This is a genomic window from Thioalkalivibrio paradoxus ARh 1 (genome assembly GCF_000227685.2).
Classification (GTDB): Bacteria; Pseudomonadota; Gammaproteobacteria; order Ectothiorhodospirales; family Ectothiorhodospiraceae; genus Thioalkalivibrio; species Thioalkalivibrio paradoxus.
The window spans coordinates 777,334-801,395 of sequence record NZ_CP007029.1; the positions used below are offsets into that span (position 1 = coordinate 777,334).

General features: G+C 65.3%; 19 protein-coding genes. 11 read left to right on the forward strand and 8 right to left on the reverse strand.

Features of this window, described 5'->3' with window-relative positions:
• Nucleotides 1-798: 798 nt before the first annotated feature.
• Both THITH_RS03585 and THITH_RS03595 read left to right on the forward strand, forming a co-directional pair.
• A complete protein-coding gene (locus tag THITH_RS03585; RefSeq protein ID WP_006745860.1) occupies nucleotides 799-2,649 on the forward strand; it encodes a hypothetical protein in 1,851 nt (616 codons plus the stop codon).
• Nucleotides 2,650-2,912: 263 nt separating this feature from the next.
• Nucleotides 2,913-3,143, forward strand: a complete 231-nt coding sequence (locus THITH_RS03595; RefSeq protein WP_408645504.1) for a DUF433 domain-containing protein — start codon at nucleotides 2,913-2,915, stop codon at nucleotides 3,141-3,143.
• A gap of 159 nt (nucleotides 3,144-3,302) precedes the next feature.
• Here THITH_RS03595 and THITH_RS18995 read toward each other — a convergent pair whose 3' ends face one another.
• Both THITH_RS18995 and THITH_RS03600 read right to left on the reverse strand, forming a co-directional pair.
• A complete protein-coding gene (locus THITH_RS18995) occupies nucleotides 3,303-3,488 on the reverse strand; it encodes a DUF5615 family PIN-like protein (RefSeq protein ID WP_006745858.1) in 186 nt (61 codons plus the stop codon).
• Nucleotides 3,488-3,712 carry a DUF433 domain-containing protein gene (locus THITH_RS03600; RefSeq protein WP_025367233.1) on the reverse strand — a complete coding sequence of 75 codons (225 nt, stop codon included), beginning with the start codon at nucleotides 3,710-3,712 and terminating at the stop codon, nucleotides 3,488-3,490. Before THITH_RS03600 ends, THITH_RS18995 begins: the two co-directional genes overlap by 1 nt.
• A gap of 599 nt (nucleotides 3,713-4,311) precedes the next feature.
• Here THITH_RS03600 and THITH_RS03605 point away from each other — a divergent pair.
• Complete coding sequence (locus THITH_RS03605; protein WP_006745856.1) at nucleotides 4,312-4,593, forward strand: helix-turn-helix domain-containing protein; 282 nt, start codon at nucleotides 4,312-4,314, stop codon at nucleotides 4,591-4,593.
• 771 nt (nucleotides 4,594-5,364) lie between these two features.
• Here the strand turns inward: THITH_RS03605 and THITH_RS18435 are convergent.
• From THITH_RS18435 to THITH_RS03625, 3 genes are all read right to left on the reverse strand, one after another.
• Nucleotides 5,365-9,255: a hypothetical protein gene (locus THITH_RS18435; protein WP_006745855.1), complete on the reverse strand. Its 3,891-nt coding sequence runs from the start codon at nucleotides 9,253-9,255 to the stop codon at nucleotides 5,365-5,367.
• Between the two features lie 687 nt (nucleotides 9,256-9,942).
• On the reverse strand, nucleotides 9,943-11,151 hold the full coding sequence (locus THITH_RS03620) for an IS91 family transposase (RefSeq protein WP_006745854.1): 1,209 nt from the start codon (nucleotides 11,149-11,151) through the stop codon (nucleotides 9,943-9,945).
• Between the two features lie 9 nt (nucleotides 11,152-11,160).
• Nucleotides 11,161-12,036, reverse strand: a complete 876-nt coding sequence (locus THITH_RS03625; protein WP_006745853.1) for a tyrosine-type recombinase/integrase — start codon at nucleotides 12,034-12,036, stop codon at nucleotides 11,161-11,163.
• A gap of 233 nt (nucleotides 12,037-12,269) precedes the next feature.
• On the opposite strand from THITH_RS03625, the gene THITH_RS03630 reads away from it, so the two are divergent.
• From THITH_RS03630 to THITH_RS03640, 4 genes are all read left to right on the forward strand, one after another.
• On the forward strand, nucleotides 12,270-13,859 hold the full coding sequence (locus THITH_RS03630; protein WP_006745852.1) for a peptide chain release factor 3: 1,590 nt from the start codon (nucleotides 12,270-12,272) through the stop codon (nucleotides 13,857-13,859).
• Between the two features lie 224 nt (nucleotides 13,860-14,083).
• Nucleotides 14,084-14,380 carry a hypothetical protein gene (locus tag THITH_RS03635; RefSeq protein WP_006745851.1) on the forward strand — a complete coding sequence of 99 codons (297 nt, stop codon included), beginning with the start codon at nucleotides 14,084-14,086 and terminating at the stop codon, nucleotides 14,378-14,380.
• Nucleotides 14,381-14,522: 142 nt separating this feature from the next.
• On the forward strand, nucleotides 14,523-14,690 hold the full coding sequence (locus THITH_RS18440) for a hypothetical protein (protein WP_006745850.1): 168 nt from the start codon (nucleotides 14,523-14,525) through the stop codon (nucleotides 14,688-14,690).
• A 210-nt stretch (nucleotides 14,691-14,900) separates the two neighbouring features.
• Nucleotides 14,901-15,257 carry a YajD family HNH nuclease gene (locus tag THITH_RS03640; protein WP_006745849.1) on the forward strand — a complete coding sequence of 119 codons (357 nt, stop codon included), beginning with the start codon at nucleotides 14,901-14,903 and terminating at the stop codon, nucleotides 15,255-15,257.
• A 163-nt stretch (nucleotides 15,258-15,420) separates the two neighbouring features.
• Here THITH_RS03640 and THITH_RS19000 read toward each other — a convergent pair whose 3' ends face one another.
• Together THITH_RS19000 and THITH_RS03645 are read right to left on the reverse strand one after the other, a co-directional pair.
• Complete coding sequence (locus THITH_RS19000) at nucleotides 15,421-15,615, reverse strand: hypothetical protein (RefSeq protein ID WP_084222610.1); 195 nt, start codon at nucleotides 15,613-15,615, stop codon at nucleotides 15,421-15,423.
• Nucleotides 15,616-15,671: 56 nt separating this feature from the next.
• The gene (locus tag THITH_RS03645; protein WP_006745848.1) at nucleotides 15,672-17,534 is read right to left on the reverse strand and encodes an ABCB family ABC transporter ATP-binding protein/permease; all 1,863 of its coding nucleotides are present in this window, start codon (nucleotides 17,532-17,534) and stop codon (nucleotides 15,672-15,674) included.
• A gap of 190 nt (nucleotides 17,535-17,724) precedes the next feature.
• Between THITH_RS03645 and recQ the strand changes: the two genes are divergently transcribed.
• The 4 genes from recQ (at nucleotide 17,725) to dacB (ending at nucleotide 23,283) form a co-directional block, all read left to right on the forward strand.
• A complete protein-coding gene (gene recQ, locus THITH_RS03650; protein WP_025367236.1) occupies nucleotides 17,725-19,608 on the forward strand; it encodes a DNA helicase RecQ in 1,884 nt (627 codons plus the stop codon).
• Between the two features lie 35 nt (nucleotides 19,609-19,643).
• Nucleotides 19,644-20,381, forward strand: a complete 738-nt coding sequence (locus THITH_RS03655) for a DUF3581 domain-containing protein (RefSeq protein ID WP_006745846.1) — start codon at nucleotides 19,644-19,646, stop codon at nucleotides 20,379-20,381.
• Nucleotides 20,382-20,554: 173 nt separating this feature from the next.
• Complete coding sequence (locus tag THITH_RS03660) at nucleotides 20,555-21,694, forward strand: EAL domain-containing protein (RefSeq protein ID WP_006745845.1); 1,140 nt, start codon at nucleotides 20,555-20,557, stop codon at nucleotides 21,692-21,694.
• A gap of 176 nt (nucleotides 21,695-21,870) precedes the next feature.
• Nucleotides 21,871-23,283: a D-alanyl-D-alanine carboxypeptidase/D-alanyl-D-alanine endopeptidase gene (gene dacB, locus THITH_RS03665; protein ID WP_025367237.1), complete on the forward strand. Its 1,413-nt coding sequence runs from the start codon at nucleotides 21,871-21,873 to the stop codon at nucleotides 23,281-23,283.
• A gap of 173 nt (nucleotides 23,284-23,456) precedes the next feature.
• Here the strand turns inward: dacB and THITH_RS03670 are convergent, their stop codons facing one another.
• Entirely contained in the window at nucleotides 23,457-24,008 is a 552-nt protein-coding gene (locus THITH_RS03670) for a hypothetical protein (protein WP_006745843.1), read from the reverse strand.
• Nucleotides 24,009-24,062: the final 54 nt, after the last annotated feature.

Genomic DNA, 24,062 nt, shown 5'->3' on the forward strand with positions numbered 1-24,062 from the left:
GCACGGATGCGACCATATTGCCGTTGGCGGCTGGCAGGGACCCCAGCAAGGGTGTGGATGGCCGTCGTACGTGCGCCACCGCCCGGGGCGTACCCTCCTCTACCAAATCGTTGAGGAACACTTCCCAGCGCTCATGGAGCGTCGGCGGCAGCATGTCCGTCGCCTTCTAGGTTGATGCCGAGTTTCTGGGTAATTCCAGCCCGGTAAGGGAATGTCTGCATTACGACGCGCAAGCTTGTGACCACGAGTGAACTATGGTTCACCTGGCGGGTCTGTGGCGGACGGTGCGAATCATCACCTATTGAGAATCCGCTCGTCATTCAGGCGATCCTCGATTACCTGAAGACAAAAGAGGCCCCCTATGAAGCCTTCGCGTTACCGGAGAGCCCGATGCCGCCTGGAGCGCTGATCGCCTGACGCCCTCGTCCTCATTCAACCCCGGTGGCTGTGCCCTGAAGGCATACGGCAGGATACCGGCTGGCCGCCAGCCAGCAGTAGCGCGGATACGGCGCTGGCGCACGCAGTGAGACCGTGCGGAGGGATCGGACGGCTAGTGTCCTGACTCAGGGTATTAAGGAAACGCTGAAGCGAGATGCAAATTGCCTGTGCAGCGCAGGGTGCGCTGGTAAAGCCAGGTTGGCCTTATTCAGCGCTTCCTCAGGGCTATGCGGCAACGCTGGAGATGCATGGCCCATTGGTCAGTATTTCGGTATAGAGTATTCCAGGGCCAGCGGGATCGTTCCGGACCGGTCGGAGGCAAGCCACAGGACACGACCTCGACCATGGGGGCGGATGTACATGCGAGGGTCGAGGGAGGCCACGGGGCGTAGCGACGAAGAGGCCAGCGGGCTTCGGATCGAGATCGAGGGTCGCAGCCGCATTGCGGAGATCAGCGCCAGCGCGCGCCGCGTCCCGTGGCTGCTGAACGCTCTGCAGATTCTGTGGGTGGCGGGGCCTGCCACCTTTATCGCGATGCAGGGTGGCTACCTGCTGGGCTTCGGCGAATTCGCGCCGGCGCGCAACGTCATCTACTTTGTGTTCTTTACGCTGTTTCTGGGCCTGATCGGTCTGGGCAGCAAGCTTGCCTCGGTTGCGGTGATCGAGCGGCGGGAGCAGGAGGCGGCGCAGAAGCTGCGCCGCACGATCGACCTGTTGCCGGATCTGCTCTTCGCAATCCGGGATACCGATCTCGCCGCGGAATCACTGGAACGCCGGCGACGCCTTGCCGCCGGGGTGCTGCTGCAGGAGCTCGATCTCGGACCCGAGACCCTCGCCCTGGCCGTGAGCGAACTCTCCGGCGATACGGGACTTGCGCAGATGGCGCAGCAGATCGAGGTGTACCGAAGGTTCGGTCTGCACTCGCGGGTGCGCGACCTCGTGGAGGCGTCGGCCGAGGCGCGTCTGGCGGCCCTGGAACGGGTACACGCCGAGGCGCCGGAGCTGGCTGATGCGCTGCGCGAGCGGCTGCAGGGAAACGCGCCGAGCCAGGACGACGGCATACCACGGCGTGAAGGCTTCCTGCAGCGACTGCTCGCTGCCGCGGACCAGGATGACCCCGTGGACCTGCCCGTCTCGGACGTCCAGGAGCTGATCGTGCTTGCCTTCGAACTGCTCAGCGGCCGGGAGATCCGTTACCTGCATTTCACCTGGAAGGGCCGGTGGGGCGTTGCGCGTGCGCTGGATGCGGTCGAGACCACCCGGGCCCGCTATCGCCTCGCCCAGGCCCGCGTGGACGGCCGCCTGCGCTCGCTTGGTCTGAGCCTGGTCGGGTTGCCGGGGAGCCAGATTCAGCGCTCGGACATCCGCCGTGACCCTGTTGTCCTGGCGCAGAAGATTCTCGACGCACTGGAGCGGCTGATTGCGCACCGGCCACTCCGCGGGACCCGGGCGGCGCGGCGCCTGGGCCGGGTTCTGAACGGCGTGCGCCTCTTGCGCGACGAGCACGACCAGTGGCTGGAGGCCAGCCGGGCCCTCGACGCGTCGATCGAGCACTGGGAAGCGCGCCAGCAGAAGATCCATCCCGCGCGCCGGCGCTGGTGGCTCCGACGCCCGTCGGCGCAAGGACTGCACATCCAGGAAGACGTCATCGCGCTGACAGATGACGCGAAGCTCGCCTTCGCGCGCGGGGTCTGCAATCTGGTCGACGATCTCGAACTTCAGATCGACGAGCGCGGGCTCTACTTTGCCGACCAGCGGCTCGACCGGGACGAGATACGGCGCCTGGGGCTGCAGCTGCTTACGTTCTTGCAGGATTCCCTGGACCTCACGGACCTGGCCATTCAGCGCGCTATCCAGGCATCGCCGGCGGCCTGGCTGGGCGGGATGCAGGCCGACTTGAGCGCGGAAGCGCGTGCGGGTCTGGGGGCTGCGGTAGTCAAGGAGGTGCGTCAGGATCTCGGGCGCATGGCGGAGCGGCTGGCCGCGCAGCTCAGCACGTTTTACCACCTGCCGCTCGACCCCGCACTGCGGCAGCAGCTCGTGGACCGGTACGGCGCAAATCCCGAGCGGCTCGAGATGCTGGCGAGCCGCGCCGGGGAAAGCGGGGCTCCGCAGCCGATCCGACGGGTGCAAAGTCCGGAGCGCGAGAAGATCATGCGGGATCCCCGCTGGGTCCTGCTGCTCAAGCTTGGCGAGCGCTACGCCGGCTGACCCCCAGTGCCTCAGGATATCTCGCTTTTCGCCCCCAGGAAGACGGCGTAGGCGTTGCTCCTGTGAGTCTCCTCGAAGGCGGTGAGTTCGAAGCGGACAGGTTCACGGGTCTTCTGCTGGACTACGCTGGCACGGGTCTGGACTTCGCCGCCGAGGGCCACATCGTTCACCCGTAGCTGCACCAGAGCGCAGCCCCGGTGGCAGAGCTGAGTCGCATCACCCTGGACGTGGAGGTCTGCCACGGCAAGCCTTGTGTTCGACACATGCGCTGGCCTGTCGAAGTGGTGCTGGACCTCGTGGGGTCGGGCATGACGATGGATGAGATCATCGCCGACCATCCGGAACTGGAGCGCGAGGACATCGTGGCCTGCCTGCACTACGCGCGCCTCCTGTTGTCCGGGGAGCCGGTCCGTCACGTGTCTGAGTCCTCAAAGGCTGGTCAAGGGTCAAGTCAACGGTCGAAGCAAGCCCGATTCGAGAGGTGCTACCCATGATCTCCAACACCATCAACGAATCTCGATCAGCGCCTCGCCGCGTTCCAAGCCGGCCAAGACCTGAGGCAACAGAAACCCCATCCGCTCCAGTAATTCCGACCGGCGAGTGTTACCCATTCTGAGCCACACGACCGGTGGCGTTCTGGCGCTGGACGCGATTCACCAGATGGCGAAGTCTTCGTCCTTGGTGACAATCACCACATCCTCTTTCGATGCCCACTCCCAAAGCACTCGATCCGGCGAAGCTTCCATCCCGAGATCGGCGACGTGGTCGGCTGGACAGCCCTGGGCGCTTAACCACCGGGCAAGTGCCGGGGGCAGTTGCGCATCTACCAGAGAGTGCATCAGGCAACGGACAGCACAGGATGGTCACTCTGACGAGCGGCATACTCCAGAACGGCGACAATGTCTTCCGGTTCAAGATAGGGGTAATCCTGCAGCACCTCCTCGTGTGAGGCGCCGGCAGCCAGAAGATCCAGGACATCCTTGACCCGAATGCGCAGACCCCGCACGCACGGGCGTCCTCCGCAGACGTCGGGATCGATCGTGATTCGGTGCAGTTCGCTCACTTGAGTCGCCACCATGCCCACCACCATTGCAGAGTAGAAGATCCCCGTGGCGCGGACAAGCGCCACCACCGGCTCTTGGGGCGGCCGGTAACGTGCCGGTTACGAGTCGCTGGCTCACGATAGCCACTGTCGGCCCAGGGTCAAGATTCCAACCACCAACCCCCAACATGTTGCTGGCAGAAGCCGAGCCAAAGCGTTCACCGAGGGGCTTCGTACGAGTGACCGGTTGCTTACCCGGTACGGTCATCAAGGGAGCCTGAAAACACCTGTCGCATCGTCACGCCATTGGCGGCAGGAATACGGGGAACCCGTATGTCTCGCCTTGCATCCACTACGGAAATCCAGTATATTTCCGCTATGGAAGACAGATTCGATCCCGCGAAGGATGCGGTCAATCAGATCAAGCACCAGCTTTCTCTGGCCGTTGGCGACCGCACTCTCGAGGACGACGATCACCTTATGCTCCCCTGCGATCCGCGAGATCGACGGGGAGGAGCGATTCAAGGTGATCGGTTTGGTGGAGAACAAGCTGTTTACCGGCGTTTTCGTCTGGCGGGACGACCTGCCCCGTTTCATTTCCGTGCGAAGGAGCAACACAGGTGAAGAAAGAGCCTATCGTTCTGGCTGCTGATCCGGCGGACCCAGAGGATTTCAACGTACCGCTTGAGGCGCTGGACCGCGGCCAGCGTGCGCGGCTGATCCGCAAGACACGCAGCGGGCTTGGCCTCTCGCAAGCCGAGTTCGCGCGCCGGTTTCGCGTGCCGGTTGGCACCTTGCGGGATTGGGAGCAAGCACGCGCCACGGCTCCGGATTTCGCCGTGGCCTATGTGCGCGTGATCGGGCAGTACCCGGATATCGTTGCGCGGGCCGCCGCCTCCTGAAGCAGGCCGTAACCGCCGGCATGGTGCTGCCGGTCGGGGCAGTCCAACGCCCTCAGGCGCAATGCGAAATCACGCACCGGCCTCGCGGTCCGCAGGACATCTCATTGCGGACCCGCAGGCGGTAAGGATGGGCACCCGGTTTGGGCCGAGCCCTGCCAATGGCTGTCTCTTGGCGACCCTAAACGGTCAGTCAGCGGTGACGGGTGAGTGGCTGCGGGCGCACGGAAACCTGACGCTCGGACCCAGTTTTCTGGTGGATGCATATGCGGTCCTGCCGGACCTGCCGCGTGGCCATGCGGTTCATTGCCTGCATCGAGGATCCAGCGGTGATCGGAAGGATCCTCACCCATCTCGATGCAAACCCTGAATCCGGAAGCGTCGATACGTCCGCCTTGCCGGGTGCGACCCCAGCGTAAGCTATCGGACCCACCTACCCATCGATCATTTCGAGGCCGCGATGCCAATGGCGCGGCCACGGCAACAGCAGGCCGCGTTGCCGAAATACATCGAAAAACAGCGCAACGACAACGCTGGTTCGGGGATTTCGTGCCTATAGTGATGCTCCGTGGCGCTCCAGGCAGCCCCGCCTTTCGGGCGGCCTCGTCGTCCTGAATGATCGTCTTCGTCGTTTGGCCTGAGGCCGCTGATAGGATGATATAGGTGGTGCAAAGATAGGGCGCCCTCATCGCCATGGTCTCATCACCCATTCCGGTACACCCCGGTCATGTTGCCGATAACGACTTCCCTTGGCGACAGTGAGCATGCCATCGGTCACGACGCTCCTGACGGCGGAACGCAAGTGGGCTCGACTGCGCTCATGCTCTCAGCCTGCAGCAAAAAAATACGCACCGCGGCGAGTTCCATTGTTTGGTCATTCGCCTGTCCGGCAAGTGCAAGATGGGCATTCAGGCTGAGCGGCTGGGTAACGGGGTGCCCGGCCGTTGCAGACTCAAACTCACGGGCAATCTGGTCCCAGGTCTCGTTCAGGTAGTTGCGTGCCCAAGCCAGATGCGCGGAGCCGGTGCTTTCAGCCACCTCAGCGACAAGATCACGATTGTGCTCGAACGACTCAAGGGCCTGCGAAAACGCCCTTTTTTCTTTGGCGTGCAGATTCTCGAAATCGCGGCAGGACAATATCCCTGATAACTGATTGCAGGCCGCCAACGCTTCGTCAAATCTGTCCACGATTTGAGACGAAAAGAACGGGCGGTTAATGTGTTCCTTCCAGGCCTCCGCAAAGTCATGATCAGGCAGCGGTGTATGTGACGACGGAAGGAGAGCCAAGGTTGGCAATACATAGCCATTGATGACCGGTACCACTCTAAATCGCCAGTCGTTTTCAAGATGACGCTGTCCCATCGCCAGAGCGTCTTCGATATACTGTGCGTCCGCCTCAAAATCTGTTATTTCAATAAGAACGGCGACTTCCCGGGCTGGCCAGTACACGCTGTCCGCCTCGTTAACCGGGCGGGACCAACACCGCGCATTCCAGCCTTTCTGCTTGAGCGTACCTTCCAGGGCTCGCAGCCTCCTGTGAAACCGCTGATCGGCAAGTGATCGGCATCGGAGGGCGGCCGCATGGATTGCTTTGCCTAAGTTGCCATTACGCGCCGCCTTGACAATCCCCTGAGTTGACGGCTGTCCACCGTCATGCGCCATTTCATGCAATATGCAGGCAATGTCGCCAAGGCGCTTTGCTAAAGCGTCAAGTTCACGCAGTGGCGGCTCTGCACATGTCCGCCATATTGTCGAACGCCCATGCTCACGCGCTTGTGCTGCTAGGGTCCCCGCGAAGGTGGCAGGACCCTTGGCGCGCTCTTCACTGGGAATTCTGCTCATTCGACTTAATAGATTCCCGAGCACACCGGTCAGAAGCGCCCCGAGAGACTCATCGTTTCCGGCACCCTGCGCCGGCGTCGTCATCTCCGATGTGGGCGTCTCGGGTGCAGCGTAAGAAAGTGCGTTTACCGCCTGGACAATTTCATTGATTTCAACAGTCAGCGAGTCCGCGTTCGAAATGCTCTTACCTTTGATCCATTTCTCAGTGAAGAATCGAAAGACCTTCTCGGTGCGCCTTACCAGTTCGGCCATTTTCCGAGCATAGTCGGTAAGGCTTTCCGAAGCTGATCGGGCGAGCAGGATTTGTCGAAAAGCTACATTCCACGCAACGCGGGTTTTAGCGGGAATGTTATGCCTCGGCATATTCTTTGACCAGGGCCTGTGGTCCCCGACGGTGATGGGCCGACCCTGTGGATTGATCGCGTCCGATGCCGCCGCCTCCGACTCTGGTGATATGGCGATCAGAGTCTCGCAGATGTTGCACAGGGTCTCATGGGGGTCAAGTTGTTCTTGTTCAGCCACGTAGTACCAATCCGAACGCACTGTACGTCCATGCGTTCCGTTGGGGTCAATTACCGGCGTGATCACCCAAGGTGTTTGCGACCGAAACCAGCCAAACAGAACCTCCTCGCCACCGAACGCTTGTACCAGATTTTCGGCCACATCGGGTCCGACCAGATGGGCGGTGGCCAGCACGGCCGAGACCAGACCAATATCCTGCTCTCCATCGCCAGCCAAGTCCGGCGAGATCGTGAGCCTCACGGATTCACCCCCGCATATAGGAGCGAGGCATGAGAGGAACTTGTTGACCTGCTGCAGATTCTGGCAGGACGGCACAACACTTCCTTTGGGAAGGTGCGCCAAGCAGGCAGGCCGAAGGTCGTCCTTTGGCAAGGCGCGGAACGCAAGAACAGCGTTTCGAATGCCTTGCCACTGCTCAAATTGCGAAAGATCGGGAATGTCGATGTGCGGGTCGGAAAACATCGACGCTAGAGACCACTGAGCACGCTGGACTCCGTGCCTTTCAAGCAGCTTCATGAACAAAATTACGCAACGTTCCACTGTCGCCAGTCCCAACCCGGTGAGGATGGCTACCCATCGATCAACGTCGGAACTGGAATGAAGCATTTCCGCCAGTCGGCGCAAGGCAGTTCCTTCGTCTTCGTCCCGCACCTTCGCGAGAATCGATTGAACCGCCGTCGGCAAGGTGTCACTGGTCACGGCCGGCAAGCTCTGCCACAGCGAGTCCGCACTCAACAATGCAGCCTCATCGTGTGATGCGTTGCACAAAGCCTGCGAGCGCAGCATATGAAGCCCGCCCAACACACCGGGACGGTTTTCTTTCACCAGGTGCTCGTCAATGAGCCGCGAGAGCGCACGACTAGCGTCGTCGGGTTTGATACCGAGCAGCTCGAACAGGTCGCGCGCCTGAACCTCTGCGCCATGAGCGCAAAGCACGGCAGTGCTTCTTATGATTGCCAGTTCATCATGACGCTTTTGTTGCTGCCGTTGCTGAATCTGTTCGCCAATCACGGCGGCAAGCCGCTGGCCCTGAGTCAGGACGTGCACATATTCGAGCATAAGGCCTTGAGACTGCTCGTAGGGTTCACGCCAGTGGCTCCAGATTGTCCGTTTCTCGGCATTGAGCTTTCGCCACACAGCCTCGGCCAGTTTTTCATCAAGACTTACGGGTATGAACTTCGTGTCGGACTTGTTGACGATAAGTGCCACATCCTCTTGGCGCAAGGAGCCAAGAAAATAGACGGAAGGGACACCCCTTAGTTCGCGGACGAGCACGTTCCACAGGTCACTGTTCGATGAACCAACGTCATCGAATGCCAAACCGATTGGCGAGTTTTCGGTTGGGCGGCGGGCCCGCACAAAGCGAATAATGGAATCAGCGTCGGCGAACGAGGCTCTCGGGTTGATCTGGTACCACCTGAGTTCACCAGAGAGAAATTTGGCACACAGCCACATAACCGCTGACTTACCAGCGCCGGACGGACCCGATACGAGAACATGCCGTTGCCGCCTAAGCGTGCGGATAACGCTACCCGTATCGTCCGGGCGGTCTAGTACGAGCCCTGCAGCGATGTGCCCCGGCCTGACCTTTACACCCTGATAGAATGCAGGCTCGCTAATGGGATTCTCAAATTCGACCGGTTCGATAACGCCGGAAGCCATGGCGCGATTTATCGCTGAAGGATCTTCAGCCTCCAAACGTTCAAGGATGCGCCGTTCGACCTCGGTGGTGGAGATCCGCCGCCTTTTTTCAAAGGGCAAGAATCCGTTGGCCTGAGACGCGTCGGCAACCAGTCTGTAAAGGTCGCTGACAATGCCATCGGCAATGACTTCCGCTGTGCCAAGCTCTCGCGAAAGCACCTTTACACATTCCTCGCCCGGCCGTGCACAGGCAATTACGGAACGGGCTCTGCCTGTGAAGAGCTGGTCGATGCTGGCCTCATTGTAGTCGGTTCGCGGATTCTCAAGAACAACGGCAGTGGATTTTTCTTTCGTACCTTTGACTGCTGCGGCCTTAGCATGAGTGGCTACCAGGATCGCATGCACTTCGGTGCTGCTGAATGTGCTTTCTTTACGCGATTTTATTTGAATCCATATGTCGCGGCCCGCAAGCTCAACGACGCAGTCCTCTAATCCCTCAGGAACGAGGAAACCAGACGGCGCCAGGCCGGCCCACTGACGTATGAGAATAAGGGTTGAAATCAGGTGTTGGTAGTGAAAACCGCGCCCCGCCCAAGCGCCGGAACGCGATGCTTTCCAGGCTTGAATCGTACCGTTTTCGGGCTGGCCCTCTGTGCTCATTGTGTCTCTTTTTTGTCGTGCTCTTCACAGCGCTTCTGTGCGCCGATGGACATCCGATTGGCTAGGGCATCACGCTCATCACATCGTCGGATTGCACGCCGGTATAGTTGCGGCCTATTCATTGAATTCGAAAGAAACCTTGTCGGCCTTTTCTGCTTCATCCTGTTTCATGAAAAGCCCCATGCTTGGGAGAGGGGATTCGGAGAGTAGCAAGCCTCGATAGGTAGTGTGAACCCTTCGTTCAACCGATTACCAAGGGGTGCGTGAACGCTGTCCGCTTGTCGTTCGACTGGGGACCCTCATCCATCGAGACCGAGTGGCCGTTTTCTGGTTTAGGGTTGTCGGACGCCTGCCCGCGACCGCGAGCGCATGAGGCCTCCCGCCAAGATCAGGGGGCAGGCGTCCGACAACCCTCCAGGGAGGAAACCGCGGGCCGCGCCCCGGTGGCCGGGGTGGCCCGGAGCGCTATGGGGATTGGATGGGCCCGGGTGGTGGGGGTGTGGGCAACGAGCACCACCGGGAACGCGTTGGGGTGGCTGCAGGAGCCTCGGATCGGCGCGGCAGGGAGGGTTTTTCGGTGCCGCTGAAGGGTTCCGCTGCGCCCCGGGGACGATTGGACCCAAGCGGTCTCGAGCGGTGGCTCGTGGCAGAGCCATCGCGGGTGGGCAGTCGCTGGGTGGTGCGCGGTCATGCAGCAGCCTGTGCGGGCGGCGGTGCGCGGATGTACGGTCCCCGAACCAGCGTATCCAGGATCTGCATCGGTGCTCCGCAATCCGGGCAGACGTAGGTGGGTGCGCTCGGCTCGGGTGGTGCCGGTGCCGCGGGGTCGGTGCGGTCGGTCCCGGCTGGTGCGGCCGCCGACACCTGCAGGAGTTCGCGTGCGCGGGCCAGGTGCGCCCGGCGGCCGGCATTGGCGAGCAGGCCGTAGTGTCGGATGCGGTGGAAGCCCGAGGGCAGTACGTGCAGCAGGAAGCGGCGCATGAACTCCTCGGCGGCGAGGGTCATGGTCTTGTGCTTGGTCCTTCCCTTGGCGCGATAGTCCTTCCAGCGGAAGGTGACCTGGCCCTGCTCCAGGGCGATGAGCCGGCGGTTGGCGATCGCGACCCGGTGGGTATAGCGGGACAGATACGCCAGCACGGCAGCGGGTCCGGCGAAGGGGCGCTTGGCATAGACCACCCATTCGGTCGCACGCAACGCGCGCAGCCAGGCGGCGAAGGCGGTGGTCTCGGTGAGGTGCGCATCGTTCCCGAAGAACTGCAACTGGCCGGCTGCGTGCGCGCCCGCCAGGGCCTCGAGGAAGCGGTGGCGGAAGCGCCGCGAGAGGACGCGGACCGGCAGGAAGAAGCCCGGCCGGCAGGCGATCCAGTGCTGGCCATCGGCGGAGAGGCCACCCCCGGGAACGATCCCATGCACGTGCGGATGGTGCGTCAGCGCCGAGCCCCAAGTGTGCAGGACCAGGGTCACACCGATACGTGCGCCCAGGTGACGGGGGTCGGCAGCGATCGTCTGCAAGGTCTCGGCCGCCACCTGGAACAGCAGGCGGTAGACCACCGCCTTGTTGGTGTAGGCGATCGCCTGGATCGGCGCCGGCAGGGTGAACACCACGTGGTAGTACTCGACCGGCAACAGGTCGTTCTGCCGGTCCTCGAGCCAGCGCCGTGCCGCGCTGCCCTGGCACTTCGGGCAATGCCGGTTGCGGCAGGAGTTGTAGGCGATCTCGGCGTGGGCGCAGGCCGGGCACTGCAGCACATGGCCGCCCAGCGCTGCGCTGCGGCAGCGCTCGATCGCCGCCATGACCCGGTACTGGCCGCGGCTCAGGTGCCCGTGCTGCGCCTGCCGCCAGGCCGGCCCGTGGGTCCGGAAGATCTCCGCGACCTCAAGGGAGGAACGCGCCATGGCACGAACCTACCCGGAGCGCGTCGCCTCCAGCGGACTGATCACCGTGCGCAGGAGCTCGGTGGCCACGTGCGTATAGAGGGCGGTGGTGTCCAGCTTCTTGTGTCCCAGCAGCACCTGGATGATCCGAATGTCGACCTTCTGCTCCAGCAGGTGGGTGGCGAAGCTGTGCCTCAGCGTGTGCATCGACACCCGCTTGTCCAGCTCGGCGTTGGCTGCGGCGGCATGCACCGCGCGGTTCAGTTGCCGGGTGCTCATCGGGTCAATGACGTTCTGCCCCGGGAACAGCCAGCCGCCATCGAGCATCTTGCCCTGGGCATGGGCCACACGCCACCAGGTGCGCAGCCGCTCGAGCAGCAGCGGCGAGAGCATGGCATAGCGGTCCTTGCGCCCCTTGCCCTGCTCGATACGCAAGGCCATGCGCTCGCTGTCGATGTCGCCGACCTTGAGGTTCACCACCTCGCTGGCACGCAGCCCGGCACCGTAGGCCACCGACAGGGCCGTCCGGTGCTTGAGGTTGCCGGCCCCGGCGATCAGCCGGGCCACCTCCTGCGGACTCAACACCACCGGCAGGGTGCGCGGCACCCGCACCGGGCGCAGCTTCTGCGCCAGCGCGGCACGGTCGAGGGTCACCTCGAGAAAGAACTTGAGGCCGCTGAGGGTGCCGTTCAACGCCGTCGGTGACAAGCCGGCATCGACCAGCGACAACTGGAACTGCCGCAACTCCTCGCCGGTGACGCGGCTCGGCGCGCGCCCAAGAAAACCGGCGAAGCGCTGCACGGCCCGGAGATAGTTGCTCTGGGTCTTGGGTGCGAGCTTGCGCATCCGCATGTCATCGAGCATGCGCTGGCGTAACGGACTGATCGGGGACGTGGCCTGTGTCATCGGATCGCTCCTGTCGCAGAACGAGGCGGGTTGCCTCATTCCCGAACATAGGAGATGGAATCGATGCCACCTCACCCCAGGCGCCGATCAGAGCCCCCCACTACCGCGCGAGCGGTTTAGTCCCAGGGCCGCAAGGAGCCCCTCGCGAGTCCGGGCGCAACGCGGAAACTCTGCACGGACTCGACGCGAGCGGTACAATGCTCGGCTTTTCTCTACCCGCTCGAGCCTGCCCGATGTCGTTCCCCCAGGAAACCGCCCGCCGCCGCACGTTCGCGATCATTTCGCATCCCGACGCCGGCAAGACCACGATCACGGAGAAGCTGCTGCTGTTCGGCGGCGCGATCCAGCTCGCCGGCACGGTGAAGGGGCGCAAGAGCGCGCGCCACGCGACCTCCGACTGGATGGAGATGGAGAAGCAGCGCGGGATCTCGGTGACTTCGTCGGTGATGCAGTTCCCGTACCGCGACCGGATCGTGAACCTGCTCGACACCCCCGGGCACGAGGACTTCTCCGAGGATACCTACCGCACGTTGACCGCGGTGGACTCGGCGCTGATGGTGATCGACGCGGCCAAGGGCGTCGAGGAGCGCACGATCAAGCTGATGGAGGTCTGCCGGCTGCGCGACACGCCGATCATGACCTTCGTGAACAAGCTCGACCGCGAGGGGCGCGACCCGATCGAACTGCTCGACGAGGTCGAGGACGTGCTGAAGATCCAGTGCGCGCCGGTGACCTGGCCGATCGGAATGGGCAAGCGCTTTCGCGGTGTGTACCACTTGGCCCGCGACGCGGTGCATATGTATTCGCCGACCCACGGCGGCAAGATCCTGCAGGGCGAGGTGATCCAGGGGCTCGACAATCCGCGTCTGGACGAGGTGCTGGGTTCCCAGGCACAGGATCTGCGCGAGGAGCTGGAACTGGTGCAGGGCGCGTCGCATGCGTTCGATCCGGACGCGTATCTGGCAGGAACCCAGACGCCGGTGTTTTTCGGCTCCGCGATCAACAACTTCGGCGTGCAGGAACTGTTGGACGATTTCGTCGAGTACGCTCCTGCGCCGCAGCCGCGCGCAGCGCGCTCGCGGGTGGTCGAACCGTCGGAAACGGCGTTCAGCGGCTTCGTGTTCAAGATCCAGGCGAACATGGATCCGAACCACCGCGACCGCATCGCGTTCCTGCGCATCTGCTCCGGCACCTTCACGAAGGGGGCGAAGCTGCGCCACGTGCGTCTGGGCCGAGACGTGAAGATCCCCGATGCGCTGACGTTCATGGCGTCGGATCGCGAGCACGTGGAGACGGCATACCCCGGCGACATCATCGGACTGCACAACCACGGCACGATCCGCATCGGGGATACCTTCACCGAGGGCGAGATGCTGCACTTCACCGGCATCCCCAATTTCGCGCCGGAGCTGTTCCGGCGGGCGCAGTTGCGCGATCCGCTGAAGATGAAGCAGCTTGCGAAGGGGCTGCAGGAGCTCTGCGAAGAGGGCGCGACGCAGCTGTACCGGCCGCTGACCAACAACGACCTGATCCTGGGCGCGGTCGGCGTGCTGCAGTTCGATGTCGTCGCCGAGCGCCTGCGCACCGAGTACAAGGTCGACTGCCGGTTCGAGCCCGTGAACGTGCAGACTGCGCGTTGGGTCAGTTCCAACGAGCCGAAGCGGTTCGAGGAGTTCAAGGACAAGGCGGCGAGTAACCTCGCGATCGACCACGGTGGTGACCTCGTGTACATCGCGCCGACGCGCGTAAACCTGCAGATGGCGATCGAGAAATGGCCGGAGGTCGAATTCCACTCCACCCGGGAGCACGGCGTAGCCGCCTGAGGAAACGCTGGCCGACACGCGGAACGAAGGGCTCTGTCATCGCGAGCGACGCGCGGCAATCCAGCGGGGCTCCGGGGACCCTCTCGGCGTGATGCGCTGCGGACGGCGTTCGGCCCCCGTAGCGGACGCTGGCACCTAGCTGGCCCGTTTCCAAGCTCTCCGATAGACTCCCCGGGGACCGCTGCGCGGGTGCCAGCCCGTCGCGTGCACCTTGGAGAACCGAGATGAAGCCCCATGCCTGGATCCTGCTTCTGCTGCTGTCGCTCGCCGCGGTCCCGGGTTGCGCGATGAACGAGACCCGGGAACTTCCGGAACCGCGCGCAGGCGTGGTCACCGACATGGCCGAGTTCGAGGCCTTTCTTGCGTTGGCACCGACGCCCGACGAGTTCCGCGAGGTGTACCCGGACGTGGTGTTGATCCTTCCCGGCGACATCGCCACCCGCGAGTACCGCACCGACAACAGCCGCTACTTCGCCGACCTCGACGAGGAAGAACGCATCACCGGGGGCAGCTTCCAGTAGGCGGGTCATCGGGGAAGCCCCTCGGGACCTGCTCGCTTGCAGCCGAGCCTCTCGCCGATCGGGCGCCGGGGAGTGAGGAACGTTTCCTGCATGCACACCTTGGCGCGACCCGTCTCGTGGATTCCGCGCGGGGAGGTCGGCCATGAAGCGAGGCAAATGGCGCTGGAAGAAGACGAAGGTCCTGGTGGAGGCCGTGATCATTGGCCTGACCGCCGGGCTGCTGATCATCCTGTTCACCGAGAGTGGCGTCGATCGGCAGCGCAGCGCGGTTGGCGCCGCGCTGGAGTGTCACGGCACGCGGTCCTGCTGATGGTGCGCGCAGGCGCCGGACCGGCCCGGATCGAGTCCCGGCGGGAGCCGGCCGCACGCGCGTCCTCGCGCTAGCCGCCGTCAGGGCGGCCGGCTGGGCCTGCACCCGATCGGGGCGCAGTCCCCGTGCAACGCCCGGAAACGGGGCAGGGGAATTCCCAAGCGGCCGGAGTTCGCCTAAAGTCGCGTCAGACGACGACGGAGGCGGAGCATGAGCCAGCGCGATTCCTCACGGCTGGATGCGATCGTGGCCAAGGCCCAGCGCGAGAAGGCCGAACGCGAGCAGGGTTACCGCGAACGGGCCCTGAAAATGTACCCCTGGGTCTGCGGGCGTTGCGGCCGCGAGTTCACGGCCGCGAACGTGCGCGAACTCACGGTGCACCACCGCGACCACAACCACGACAACAACCCGCTGGACGGCAGCAACTGGGAGCTGCTGTGCGTGTACTGCCACGATAACGAGCACCAGCGCTACGTGGACGCGACCCCGAGCAGCGACAAGCCTTCGGGGAAGACGGCGACCCACAACCCGTTCGCGGGACTCGCCGACCTGCTCAAGCGCGACTGAGGCGCACGGCTGCCCGGTCGACCCCTGCGGGCAGGCCCGGAGGCGCCAGCTCGCCGCGTTCCACTTTCAACGGGGCGCGATGCAGTGCGGGGGCTGGTCCCCGCTGGTGGGCGCGGCGCCTGCCGGCCGCGACCTCGGACCGTGGCCCCTTGCGGGTGCCGGCCTAACTTCCATGGCCTATGTGGCCACCCCCGATGATGAAAGAGGCGTAGGGCGGAAAAGGCCGAAGGCCGTCATCCGCCAGCTGGCGCCCGGATTGCCGCGGGCGCCTGGGCGCTACGAACGCCGTACGGCGGATGACGCTGCGCTTTTCCGCCCTACGGGTCGCCCGGGACACGAGACAGGCCGTGACTCTCACGTTAAGCTCCGCCCCGAACCGTCCGCCATCGCCGCATCCGGGCGGCCGTCGGAGGCTTACCGACCGCGCTCGGGTTCGGATGCCGAATCGTGGTGGGGATCGAACTCCCGGGCCGTGCCGCTCCCCCGCGGTGACCCACTGTCGTGCTGGTGCTCCCAGAGGCGCCGGTAGGTGCCGTCCCGGGCCAGCAGCTCCAGATGGGTACCCTGTTCGATCACGCGGCCGTTCTCCAGCACCACGATGTTGTCGGCGTCCATCACGGTGGATAGCCGATGCGCGATTACCAGCGTGGTCCGCCGCGCCGCGACCTCGTTCAGCGCCGCAAGAATCGCCTTCTCCGACCTCGAGTCCAGCGACGACGTGGCTTCGTCGAACACCAGGATCGGCGGATCCTTCAACAGCATTCGCGCAATCGCGATGCGCTGCTTCTCGCCCCCGGAAACCTTCAGCCCGCGCTCGCCGACGACGGTGTCGAGCCCCTTGGGCAGGCGCGACACGAAGTCCTCGAGGTGGGCGAGGCGCACCGCCTCGCGGATTTCCTCGGGCGTCGCTTCCGGGCGCCCGTAGGCGATGTTGTATGCGATGCTCTCGTTGAACAGCACCGTGTCCTGCGGCACCACGCCGATTGCGCGGCGCAGGCTGTCCTGCGTCACCGCGCGGATGTCCTGACCGTCGATCGTGATCCGGCCTTGATCGACGTCGTAGAAGCGGAACAGCAGCCGCGACAGCGTCGACTTGCCTGCCCCGCTCGGCCCGACCACCGCGACCTTCTGGCCCGCCGGAATCTCCAGCGAAATACCCTCGAGGATCGGGCGGTCCGGGTGGTAGCGGAAATGCACGTCCTCGAAGCGCACCCTGCCGGAGGCGACCTGCAGATCGGGAGCGCCCGGTCGGTCCTCGACCTTCACCGGCTTCTCGAGCAGCCCGAACAGACGCTCGATGTTGGCCAGTGACTGGCGGATCTCGCGGTAGACGAACCCCAGGAAGTTCAGCGGGATGAACAGCTGGATCATATAGGCGTTCACCATCACCAGGTCGCCGAGGGTCATGGTTCCGGCCGCGACCTGGTGGGCCGCCAACACCATCATCACCGTGATCGCGGCGGCGATGATCAATGCCTGGCCGCTGTTCAGCAGTACCAGCGACAGCACGTTCTTCATGCGTGCCGTCTCCCACGCCGCGAGCCCCCGGTCGTAGCGCTCGGCCTCGAAGCGCTCGTTGCCGAAGTACTTCACGGTCTCGTAGTTCAGCAGGCTGTCGATCGCGCGGGTGTTCGATTCGTTGTCGCGCAGGTTGGCCTCGCGCACGAAGCGGGTCCGCCACTCGGTGATCCACACCGAAAAGGCGACGTACACCGCGATCGCCGCGAGCACGGTGAACATGAAGATCGGTCCGACCGCGACCAGCAGGATCACCGCGACCAGCAGGATCTCGATGATCGTCGGCAGGATGTTGAACACCATGAAGCGCAGCAGGAAGCTGATTCCGGCGGTGCCGCGCTCGATGTCGCGCGACAGCCCGCCCGTCTGGCGCGACAGGTGGAAGCCGAGTTCCAGCCGGTGCAGGTGCTGGAACACGCGCAGCGCGGCACGGCGCATCGCGCGTTCCGCGACGCGCACGAATACCGCGTCGCGCAGTTCGCCGAAAAAGGTCGCGGAGAATCGCAGCAGGCCATAGGCGATCAGCAGGGCCAGCGGCACGGTGACCAGCGCCTCGGCGGTACCGGCACCCTCGAAGTGGTCGACGATGTACTTCAGCGCCAGCGGCACGGTGACGTTCGCGAGCTTGGCCAGCCCCATCAGGCCCATCGCCAGGAACAGGCGGCCGCGAAACTCGGACAAGTACGGCAGCAGGCTGCGGATGATGCGCCAGTTCACGGCCCCGTCGGGCGCGTCCACGAGCGATGCGTGCCCACGCATGGCAGAATTCCCGGTTCATTGAGGGTGGATGCAGGGCGGCCACTCTAGGCGCGGTGCACAGCGCGGTCCAGTGTGCCCGGCGGGAAGCGCGGTTTGCATCGCCCCCAGAGGTATTCCCGATCGCCCACGGAGGGGAGAGGACAGGATGTGGAAGGTGGATGACAAACCGTTGCCCGAATCCGAGCGCGCCGTGAGCCCCACGGCCCAGGCCGGCCACGCTGCGCAGCCCTCCGCAGAGGCGCGCCGGGTTCCGGATCCCGAGCGGATCCTGTCCGAGGTGTTCGGCTATTCCGGCTTCCGCGGCCGGCAGCGCGAGATCATCGACTGCGTCGCCGGGGGCGCGGATGCGCTGGTCCTGATGCCGACCGGCGGCGGCAAGTCGCTCTGCTACCAGATCCCGGCGCTGATGCGGGAGGGCTGCGGGGTGGTGATCTCGCCGCTGATTGCGCTGATGCAGGACCAGGTGGCTGCGCTGAGGCAAAGCGGGGTCCGCGCGGCGGCGCTGAATTCCGCGGAACCGATCGCGCGCATCCAGGAGGCGGAACGGGCGCTGCTCGACGGCCGGCTCGACCTGCTGTATATCGCTCCGGAGCGCCTGATGCTGCCGCGTACTCTGGAGCTGTTGGCGCGTGCGCGGGTGGCGCTGTTCGCGATCGACGAGGCCCACTGCGTGTCGCAGTGGGGCCACGACTTCCGCCCCGAATACATCCAGCTCTCGTTGCTGGCGGAGCGCTTTCCGGGAGTGCCGCGCCTGGCGCTGACCGCCACCGCCGATGCCCCGACCCGGCGGGAGATCGTCACCCGCCTGGGGCTGGAACGGGCCCGGCAGTTCGTCAGCCGTTTCGACCGGCCCAATATTCGCTATCGCATCGCGCAGTCGGACGCCGGCGGCGGCAGCGCCCGCGATCGGCTGTTGCGCTTCATTCGCCAGGAACATCCGGGTGAGGCCGGGATCGTGTATTGCCTGAGCCGCAAGCGCGTCGAGGCGATTGCGCAGTGGCTCGCGGATCAGGGGCTGGAGGCGCTGCCGTATCACGCCGGACTGAGCGCCGCCGAACGCGACCGCAACCAGAAGCGGTTTCTGACCGGCGACGGGGTGATCATGGTCGCCACCATCGCGTTCGGCATGGGAATCGACAAGCCCAATGTCCGGTTCGTGGCGCACCTGAACCTGCCCAAGAGCATCGAGGCGTATTACCAGGAGACCGGGCGCGCCGGACGCGACGGCCTGCCGGCGGACGCCTGGATGCTGTACGGCCTGCAGGATGTGATCACCCTGCGCCAGATGCTGGACCAATCCACCGCGGACGACGGCCACAAGCGCGTCGAACGGCAGAAGCTCGAGGCGATGCTGGGGCTTTGTGAACTCACCAGTTGCCGGCGTCAGGCGCTGCTCGCGTACTTCGGCGACGACCTCGAGTCGCCCTGCGGGAACTGCGACACCTGCCTGGAACCGCCCGCGACCTGGGATGCCACCGAACCCGCGCGCAAGGCGCTGTCCTGCGTCTATCGCACTGGCGAGCGCTTCGGAGTGAACTACCTGATCGACGTGCTGCGGGGCCGCGAGACCGACCGTCTGCGAGCATTGGGCCATCATCACCTGAGTACCTTCGGGATCGGCACCGAACTCGAGCCTGCCGAGTGGCGCGTGCTGTTCCGGCAACTGATCGCACGCGGCCTGTTGCGGGTGGATGTCGATGGCCACGGCGGTCTCAGCCTGGACGAATCCTGCCGCCCGCTGTTGCGCGGCGAGGCCGCGGTGGAACTGCGCCGCGAACAGCGTCCGGCGAGGTCGCGGCGCGAACGCGGCAGCCGGGCGGCCAGGCCTGCCGCCGACCTGGCGCCCGAGGACCAGGCCCTGTGGGAGGCGTTGCGCGCCTGCCGACGGCGGCTCGCGGACGCCCAGGGCGTGCCGCCCTACGTGATCTTTCACGACGCGACGCTGGCCGAGATGCTGCACCAGGCTCCGGTCACGCTCGACCAGATGGCGGGGATATCGGGTGTTGGCATCAGCAAGCTCGATCGCTATGGCGACGAGTTCCTGAGGGTCATTCGGGGGCATTTGGGGCTATAGTTCACGGGTTTCGACCACTTGCCAGGGGATAGACGGTGACCGACGGTTCCTTTCTGCAATCCTTCCATACCCTGCGCGATGGGCTCGTGTACATCGAGCCCGAGCAGGCCAGCCGCTTTGCCAAGGAGATTGCCGGGGATTTCAACCCGATCCACGATCCGGGCTCGCGGCGCTTCTGTGTCCCCGGAGACCTGCTGTTCGCGCTGGTGCTCGCACGTTACGGCGTCAGCGCGGGGATGCACCTCCGTTTCGTCGGCATGGTCGGGGCCGGAGTGGCGCTGGTGTTCCCCGACGATCCGGGCACGGCGTTCGCCGTGATGGACAGCCAAGGCAAGAAGTACCTCGAAGTGGAGCGCGAAGGGCCAGTGGTCACGGACGGCTATACCGTCGAGGCCCTGACGCGAAGCTATGTCGCGTTCTCCGGCGAGAATTTCCCGCATGTGCTCGTCCCGCTGATGGAGCGGCACGCGGTGATGGTCAATCCGGCACGGCCGCTGGTGATGTACGACCGGATGTCGCTGTCGCTGCGCGAGCCGGTCGGTAGCCTCACCGAGACCGTGCAGCCGCGCCTGAAGGCAGCCGACATGCGCGTCGACGGCAAGCGCGGGGAAGCGCGGCTCGATTACGCGCTTTGCGTCGACGGAGAGCCGTTCGCGACGGGCAGCAAGCACCTGGTGCTGAGCGGGCTGCGCCCCTACGACGCCGAGACGGTGCGAAAGCTGGTGGACGAGTACGCGGGGTGGAAGGCGCGCTACGCCGGGGCCATCGCCTGAGTTTGCGATCCTGCTGCCGGCGGCGCCGGGAGGGTGCATTGTGGCCGCCGTGGTGCGGGTCTTGCACCGTGCCGGTGCATCGCTGAACCTGGGAACGCAGCCGGGAGGCGGGTTGCACCTGGTCCGCGTCTTGCAGGCCTTGGTTCAGGCCCGGAAGCCGAGGAAGGTAAGCCATGCTGGTCCTGCGCCTGTGCGGAGACGACGTGCCCAAGAGCTGGAATCGCTGGGGCCGGCCGCTCAGTCGGGAATCGCACCGGATCTGGGCGTTTCCGCTGCCGGAGACGATGGATCGGGCCGAGCTGGTGCACGCGCTGGTGCAGGAAACCCCCGCGGAGAGCCTGGCGGACTGCCTGGCCGTCTGGATCCAGCCGGATTTCGACGGTCGCCTGCCGCTGTCGGTGCTCGACGAGCTCGAGCCGCTATCGGTGCTGCATACGCGCTTGCACGAGCCCTGGATCATGGAGGAACTGGGGCCTCGCGTCCGTGCGCGATTCCAGGCGATCGCCGCGCTGTCGGAACCCGGGGGGCTGCTGGGCTATCAGATGCGATGCGGACTCGATCATCCGCGCCGGGGGCTGCTCTCGGCGGATGAACTGTACCGGCTGGGCCGAGCGGCGCGACGCCTGGATGCGCTGGACCAGGCCTGCCAGATCAGCGCCTTGGTGCGCAAGGCGGAGGTCTTGCCCCGCGGAGTGCCGGTGTTCATTGCGGCACTCCCCCACTCGCTGCTGCACCGCGATCCGCATCGCCACCCGTCCTATGCCTGCGTGGAACGGCTGGGGCTGGATCCGGCCGATATCGTGATCGAAGTCGCCCAGCGAGGGGCGGTGGACGACATCGAAATGCTGATCCGGCGCTGCGCACAGCTGCGGCAAATGGGCTTTCGCGTCGCGCTCAGCGAGGTCGGTGCCGGCTTCGGCCAGATCGGCGTGATTGCCGGTCTGGAGCCCGAGTTCGTGCGTCTGGACCCGGATCTGCTGCGCGAGGCACGCGCATCCGCCGCCGGGGCGTCGCTGTTCGAAGGGTTGGTGGCGACCGCGCGGCGCCTGGGGGCAGCGACCGTCGCCGACGGAGTGCAAACGCGCGCCGATCTGCGCCTGTACCGGGAACTCGGCGTCGATTACGGGCAGGGCGATCTGATCGCGGGCTGCGCGCCGGTGCCGGAGGCTCCGGCAGAGATGTCGGCGATCGACCCGAGAGATCCTGCGCACGGGGCGGGCGGGCCCTCTGGCGGACAAGCCACTTGCCACTCGCACCGCCCCGTGCGCACCATGAGCGATCCGGGTGATGACAGGGGAGGGCCGGCCAGGTGAGCGCAGGGCATGCTTCGAACAACGGGTGCGGCGGCTGCCGGGGCGCTGTCGCCCAGTCATGGCGTCGGCCGGGGCCGCCGGTCGCGGTTGCCGGCCGAATCGAGGATGCGGACGGCCAGCGCGGGGCGGTTCCAGGATCCGCCTCGAGGCTGTGGCGGATGCCGGTGGTCGCGTTGATGATCCTGTTGGTGGTCCTGGGTGGCCCGACGGTGGCGGCGTCATCGTTTACGCTGCTGCCCGAGCCGCTGCAGCAGGCCATACGGGGGCAGAACCTGCCGGCCGATGCCGTCGGCCTGTGGGTGCAGCGAGTGGGCGATCCGGAGCCACTGGTGCAGTTGCATGCCGATCGCCAGTTCAACCCGGCTTCGACGATCAAACTGGCGACGACGCTCGCGGCGCTGTCGGAGCTGGGTCCGGATTACATCTGGGAGACGGAAATCCACGCGACCGGTCCGGTACGTGACGGCGTGCTCCGCGGGGATCTGGTTCTGCGCGGCGCCGGCGACCCGGGCATGGTCAGTGAGGAGCACTGGCGTATGCTGGCAGCGCTGCGCCGAACCGGGTTGCGCCGTATCGACGGAGACGTGCTGCTCGATACCAGCCAGTTCCGTCTGCCGGCCGAGGATCCGGGTGCCTTCGACGGGCAGCCGCTGCGGGCCTACAACCAGCCGCCCCACGCACTGCACGTGAACGCCAACGCGCTGCGCTTTCACGTGCTGCCCGAGTCCGACGGGCGCAGCATCCGCATCGAGGCCGATCCGCCGCTGCCGGGTCTGCCGATCGTGAACCGCCTGCGTGCGTCCAGCGGCAGTTGCGGGACCTGGCAGCGCGGCATCCGCTACGAGGTCGACAACGGCGCAACCGGACCGCGGGTGATCTTTTCCGGCGACTACCCAGTGAATTGCGGCAGCTACGAGCTGTTGCGAACCGCGGTGGCGCCCGAAATCTACCAACGCGAGCTGTTCCGGCTGCACTGGGATCAGTGGGGCGGGGAGCTGACCGGCCAGGTCCGGTATGGGGCCGGCGCGGACACCGACGCCGATCCGCTTCTGGTGCACAGGTCACGGCCGCTCGGCGACATTATGCGTGTGGCCAACAAATGGAGTTCCAACGTGGCCACCCGGCAGTTGGCACTTACGCTGGGCGCCGAGCGCTTCGGACCGCCGGCGACGGTCGACAAGGCCCGCCAGGCCCTGTACCAGGTGCTGGGCGAACTCGGCGTCGCGGTGGGCGGCATGGTGATCGACAACGGCTCCGGGCTCAGCCGGCACACGCGGATCACGCCGTTGCAGCTGGCACAGGTGCTGCAGGCCGGATGGGACAGCCCCTGGCGCCCCGAGTTCGTGTCGTCGCTGGCGATCGCCGGTCTCGACGGCACCCTGCGCCGGCGGTTCCAGGACGGCCCCGAGCGCGGTCGCATGCACCTGAAGACCGGACATCTGAACCAGGTTTCGGCGGTGGCCGGTTTCGTGCGGACTCGCAGCAACGAGGACGTGTTGGTCGTGTTGCTGGTGAACCACGAGAACGCCCATACCGGCGCCGGTACCGGGCTGCAGGAGGCCGTGCTGCGCTGGGTGCATGCGCTGTGACCGGCCAAGGCGAGTGGGCACCCCAGCCGTTACCGCGGACGGTCGCCGTGTGTCTCAGGGCCACGCGGTTGGCCGGCACTGTCGGTTCCGGTGCCTCGCGTACCGGCGCTTGCGATGGTGGGGGCGGCAGCGCGTGCGGCACGGGATGGTAACGACCGCGTTCGGTACTGCGTTCAGTGCCGTTCCAGTTTCCCCAGTTCGGTCAGCAGCGACAGCACCAGGGACTCGCCTTGGGCGCCCATGCCGCGGCACAGCGTATCCGGATCCCGTTCGCCGTCTACCAGGCGCTTGGTGATTCCTCCGATGCGCGCCATGTCCCCGCCGGCCCGGGTCATTTGCTCGGCCATTTGTGAAAGCCAGTGCAGCGCCTGGGCATCGCCGCGGCTGGCTGCGTGGATCACCTGTGCGAGCCCGGGTGCGGCCTGGGCGGGGTCCGGACCCGATTCGGGATCCGGCAGCGTCGATGGATCCTGAAGCCCGGCGAGGATCGCCTTCACGATGACGGTGTCCTCGTCGTCCAGTCCGAGCAGCAACGCAGGATCGCGATTCCCGTCCAGAATCTTGCGGATGCGCGCGACCAGGTCGGTCCATCCGCCCTGTTCGGCCTGTGTCAGCACGGGCTCGAGTTCCGCACGTGTTTCCGGATTCTGGGCTGCCTGCACCACCAGGCGGATCAGGCCGGCATGGGCGAGGCGGATCTGTTCATCACGGGGGGACAGGGCCATGGCGTTTCGCGACGGACGGGCGAGGGCGGTCCCCGACCATAGCGCAGTTGCTGC

What these genes read in the sequence shown, in the direction of transcription:
- THITH_RS03660 (WP_006745845.1), top strand. Translation starts at nt 20,555, where the DNA reads ATGCTGGTCCTGCGCCTGTGCGGAGACGACGTGCCCAAGAGCTGGAAT.
- THITH_RS03595 (WP_408645504.1), top strand. Translation starts at nt 2,913, where the DNA reads ATGCGCTGGCCTGTCGAAGTGGTGCTGGACCTCGTGGGGTCGGGCATG.
- THITH_RS18440 (WP_006745850.1), top strand. Translation starts at nt 14,523, where the DNA reads ATGAAGCGAGGCAAATGGCGCTGGAAGAAGACGAAGGTCCTGGTGGAG.
- THITH_RS03645 (WP_006745848.1), bottom strand. Translation starts at nt 17,534, where the DNA reads ATGCGTGGGCACGCATCGCTCGTGGACGCGCCCGACGGGGCCGTGAAC.
- THITH_RS03635 (WP_006745851.1), top strand. Translation starts at nt 14,084, where the DNA reads ATGAAGCCCCATGCCTGGATCCTGCTTCTGCTGCTGTCGCTCGCCGCG.
- THITH_RS03585 (WP_006745860.1), top strand. Translation starts at nt 799, where the DNA reads ATGCGAGGGTCGAGGGAGGCCACGGGGCGTAGCGACGAAGAGGCCAGC.
- dacB (WP_025367237.1), top strand. Translation starts at nt 21,871, where the DNA reads ATGATCCTGTTGGTGGTCCTGGGTGGCCCGACGGTGGCGGCGTCATCG.
- THITH_RS18995 (WP_006745858.1), bottom strand. Translation starts at nt 3,488, where the DNA reads ATGCACTCTCTGGTAGATGCGCAACTGCCCCCGGCACTTGCCCGGTGG.
- THITH_RS03625 (WP_006745853.1), bottom strand. Translation starts at nt 12,036, where the DNA reads ATGACACAGGCCACGTCCCCGATCAGTCCGTTACGCCAGCGCATGCTC.
- THITH_RS18435 (WP_006745855.1), bottom strand. Translation starts at nt 9,255, where the DNA reads ATGAGCACAGAGGGCCAGCCCGAAAACGGTACGATTCAAGCCTGGAAA.
- THITH_RS03630 (WP_006745852.1), top strand. Translation starts at nt 12,270, where the DNA reads ATGTCGTTCCCCCAGGAAACCGCCCGCCGCCGCACGTTCGCGATCATT.
- THITH_RS03670 (WP_006745843.1), bottom strand. Translation starts at nt 24,008, where the DNA reads ATGGCCCTGTCCCCCCGTGATGAACAGATCCGCCTCGCCCATGCCGGC.
- THITH_RS03640 (WP_006745849.1), top strand. Translation starts at nt 14,901, where the DNA reads ATGAGCCAGCGCGATTCCTCACGGCTGGATGCGATCGTGGCCAAGGCC.
- THITH_RS03620 (WP_006745854.1), bottom strand. Translation starts at nt 11,151, where the DNA reads ATGGCGCGTTCCTCCCTTGAGGTCGCGGAGATCTTCCGGACCCACGGG.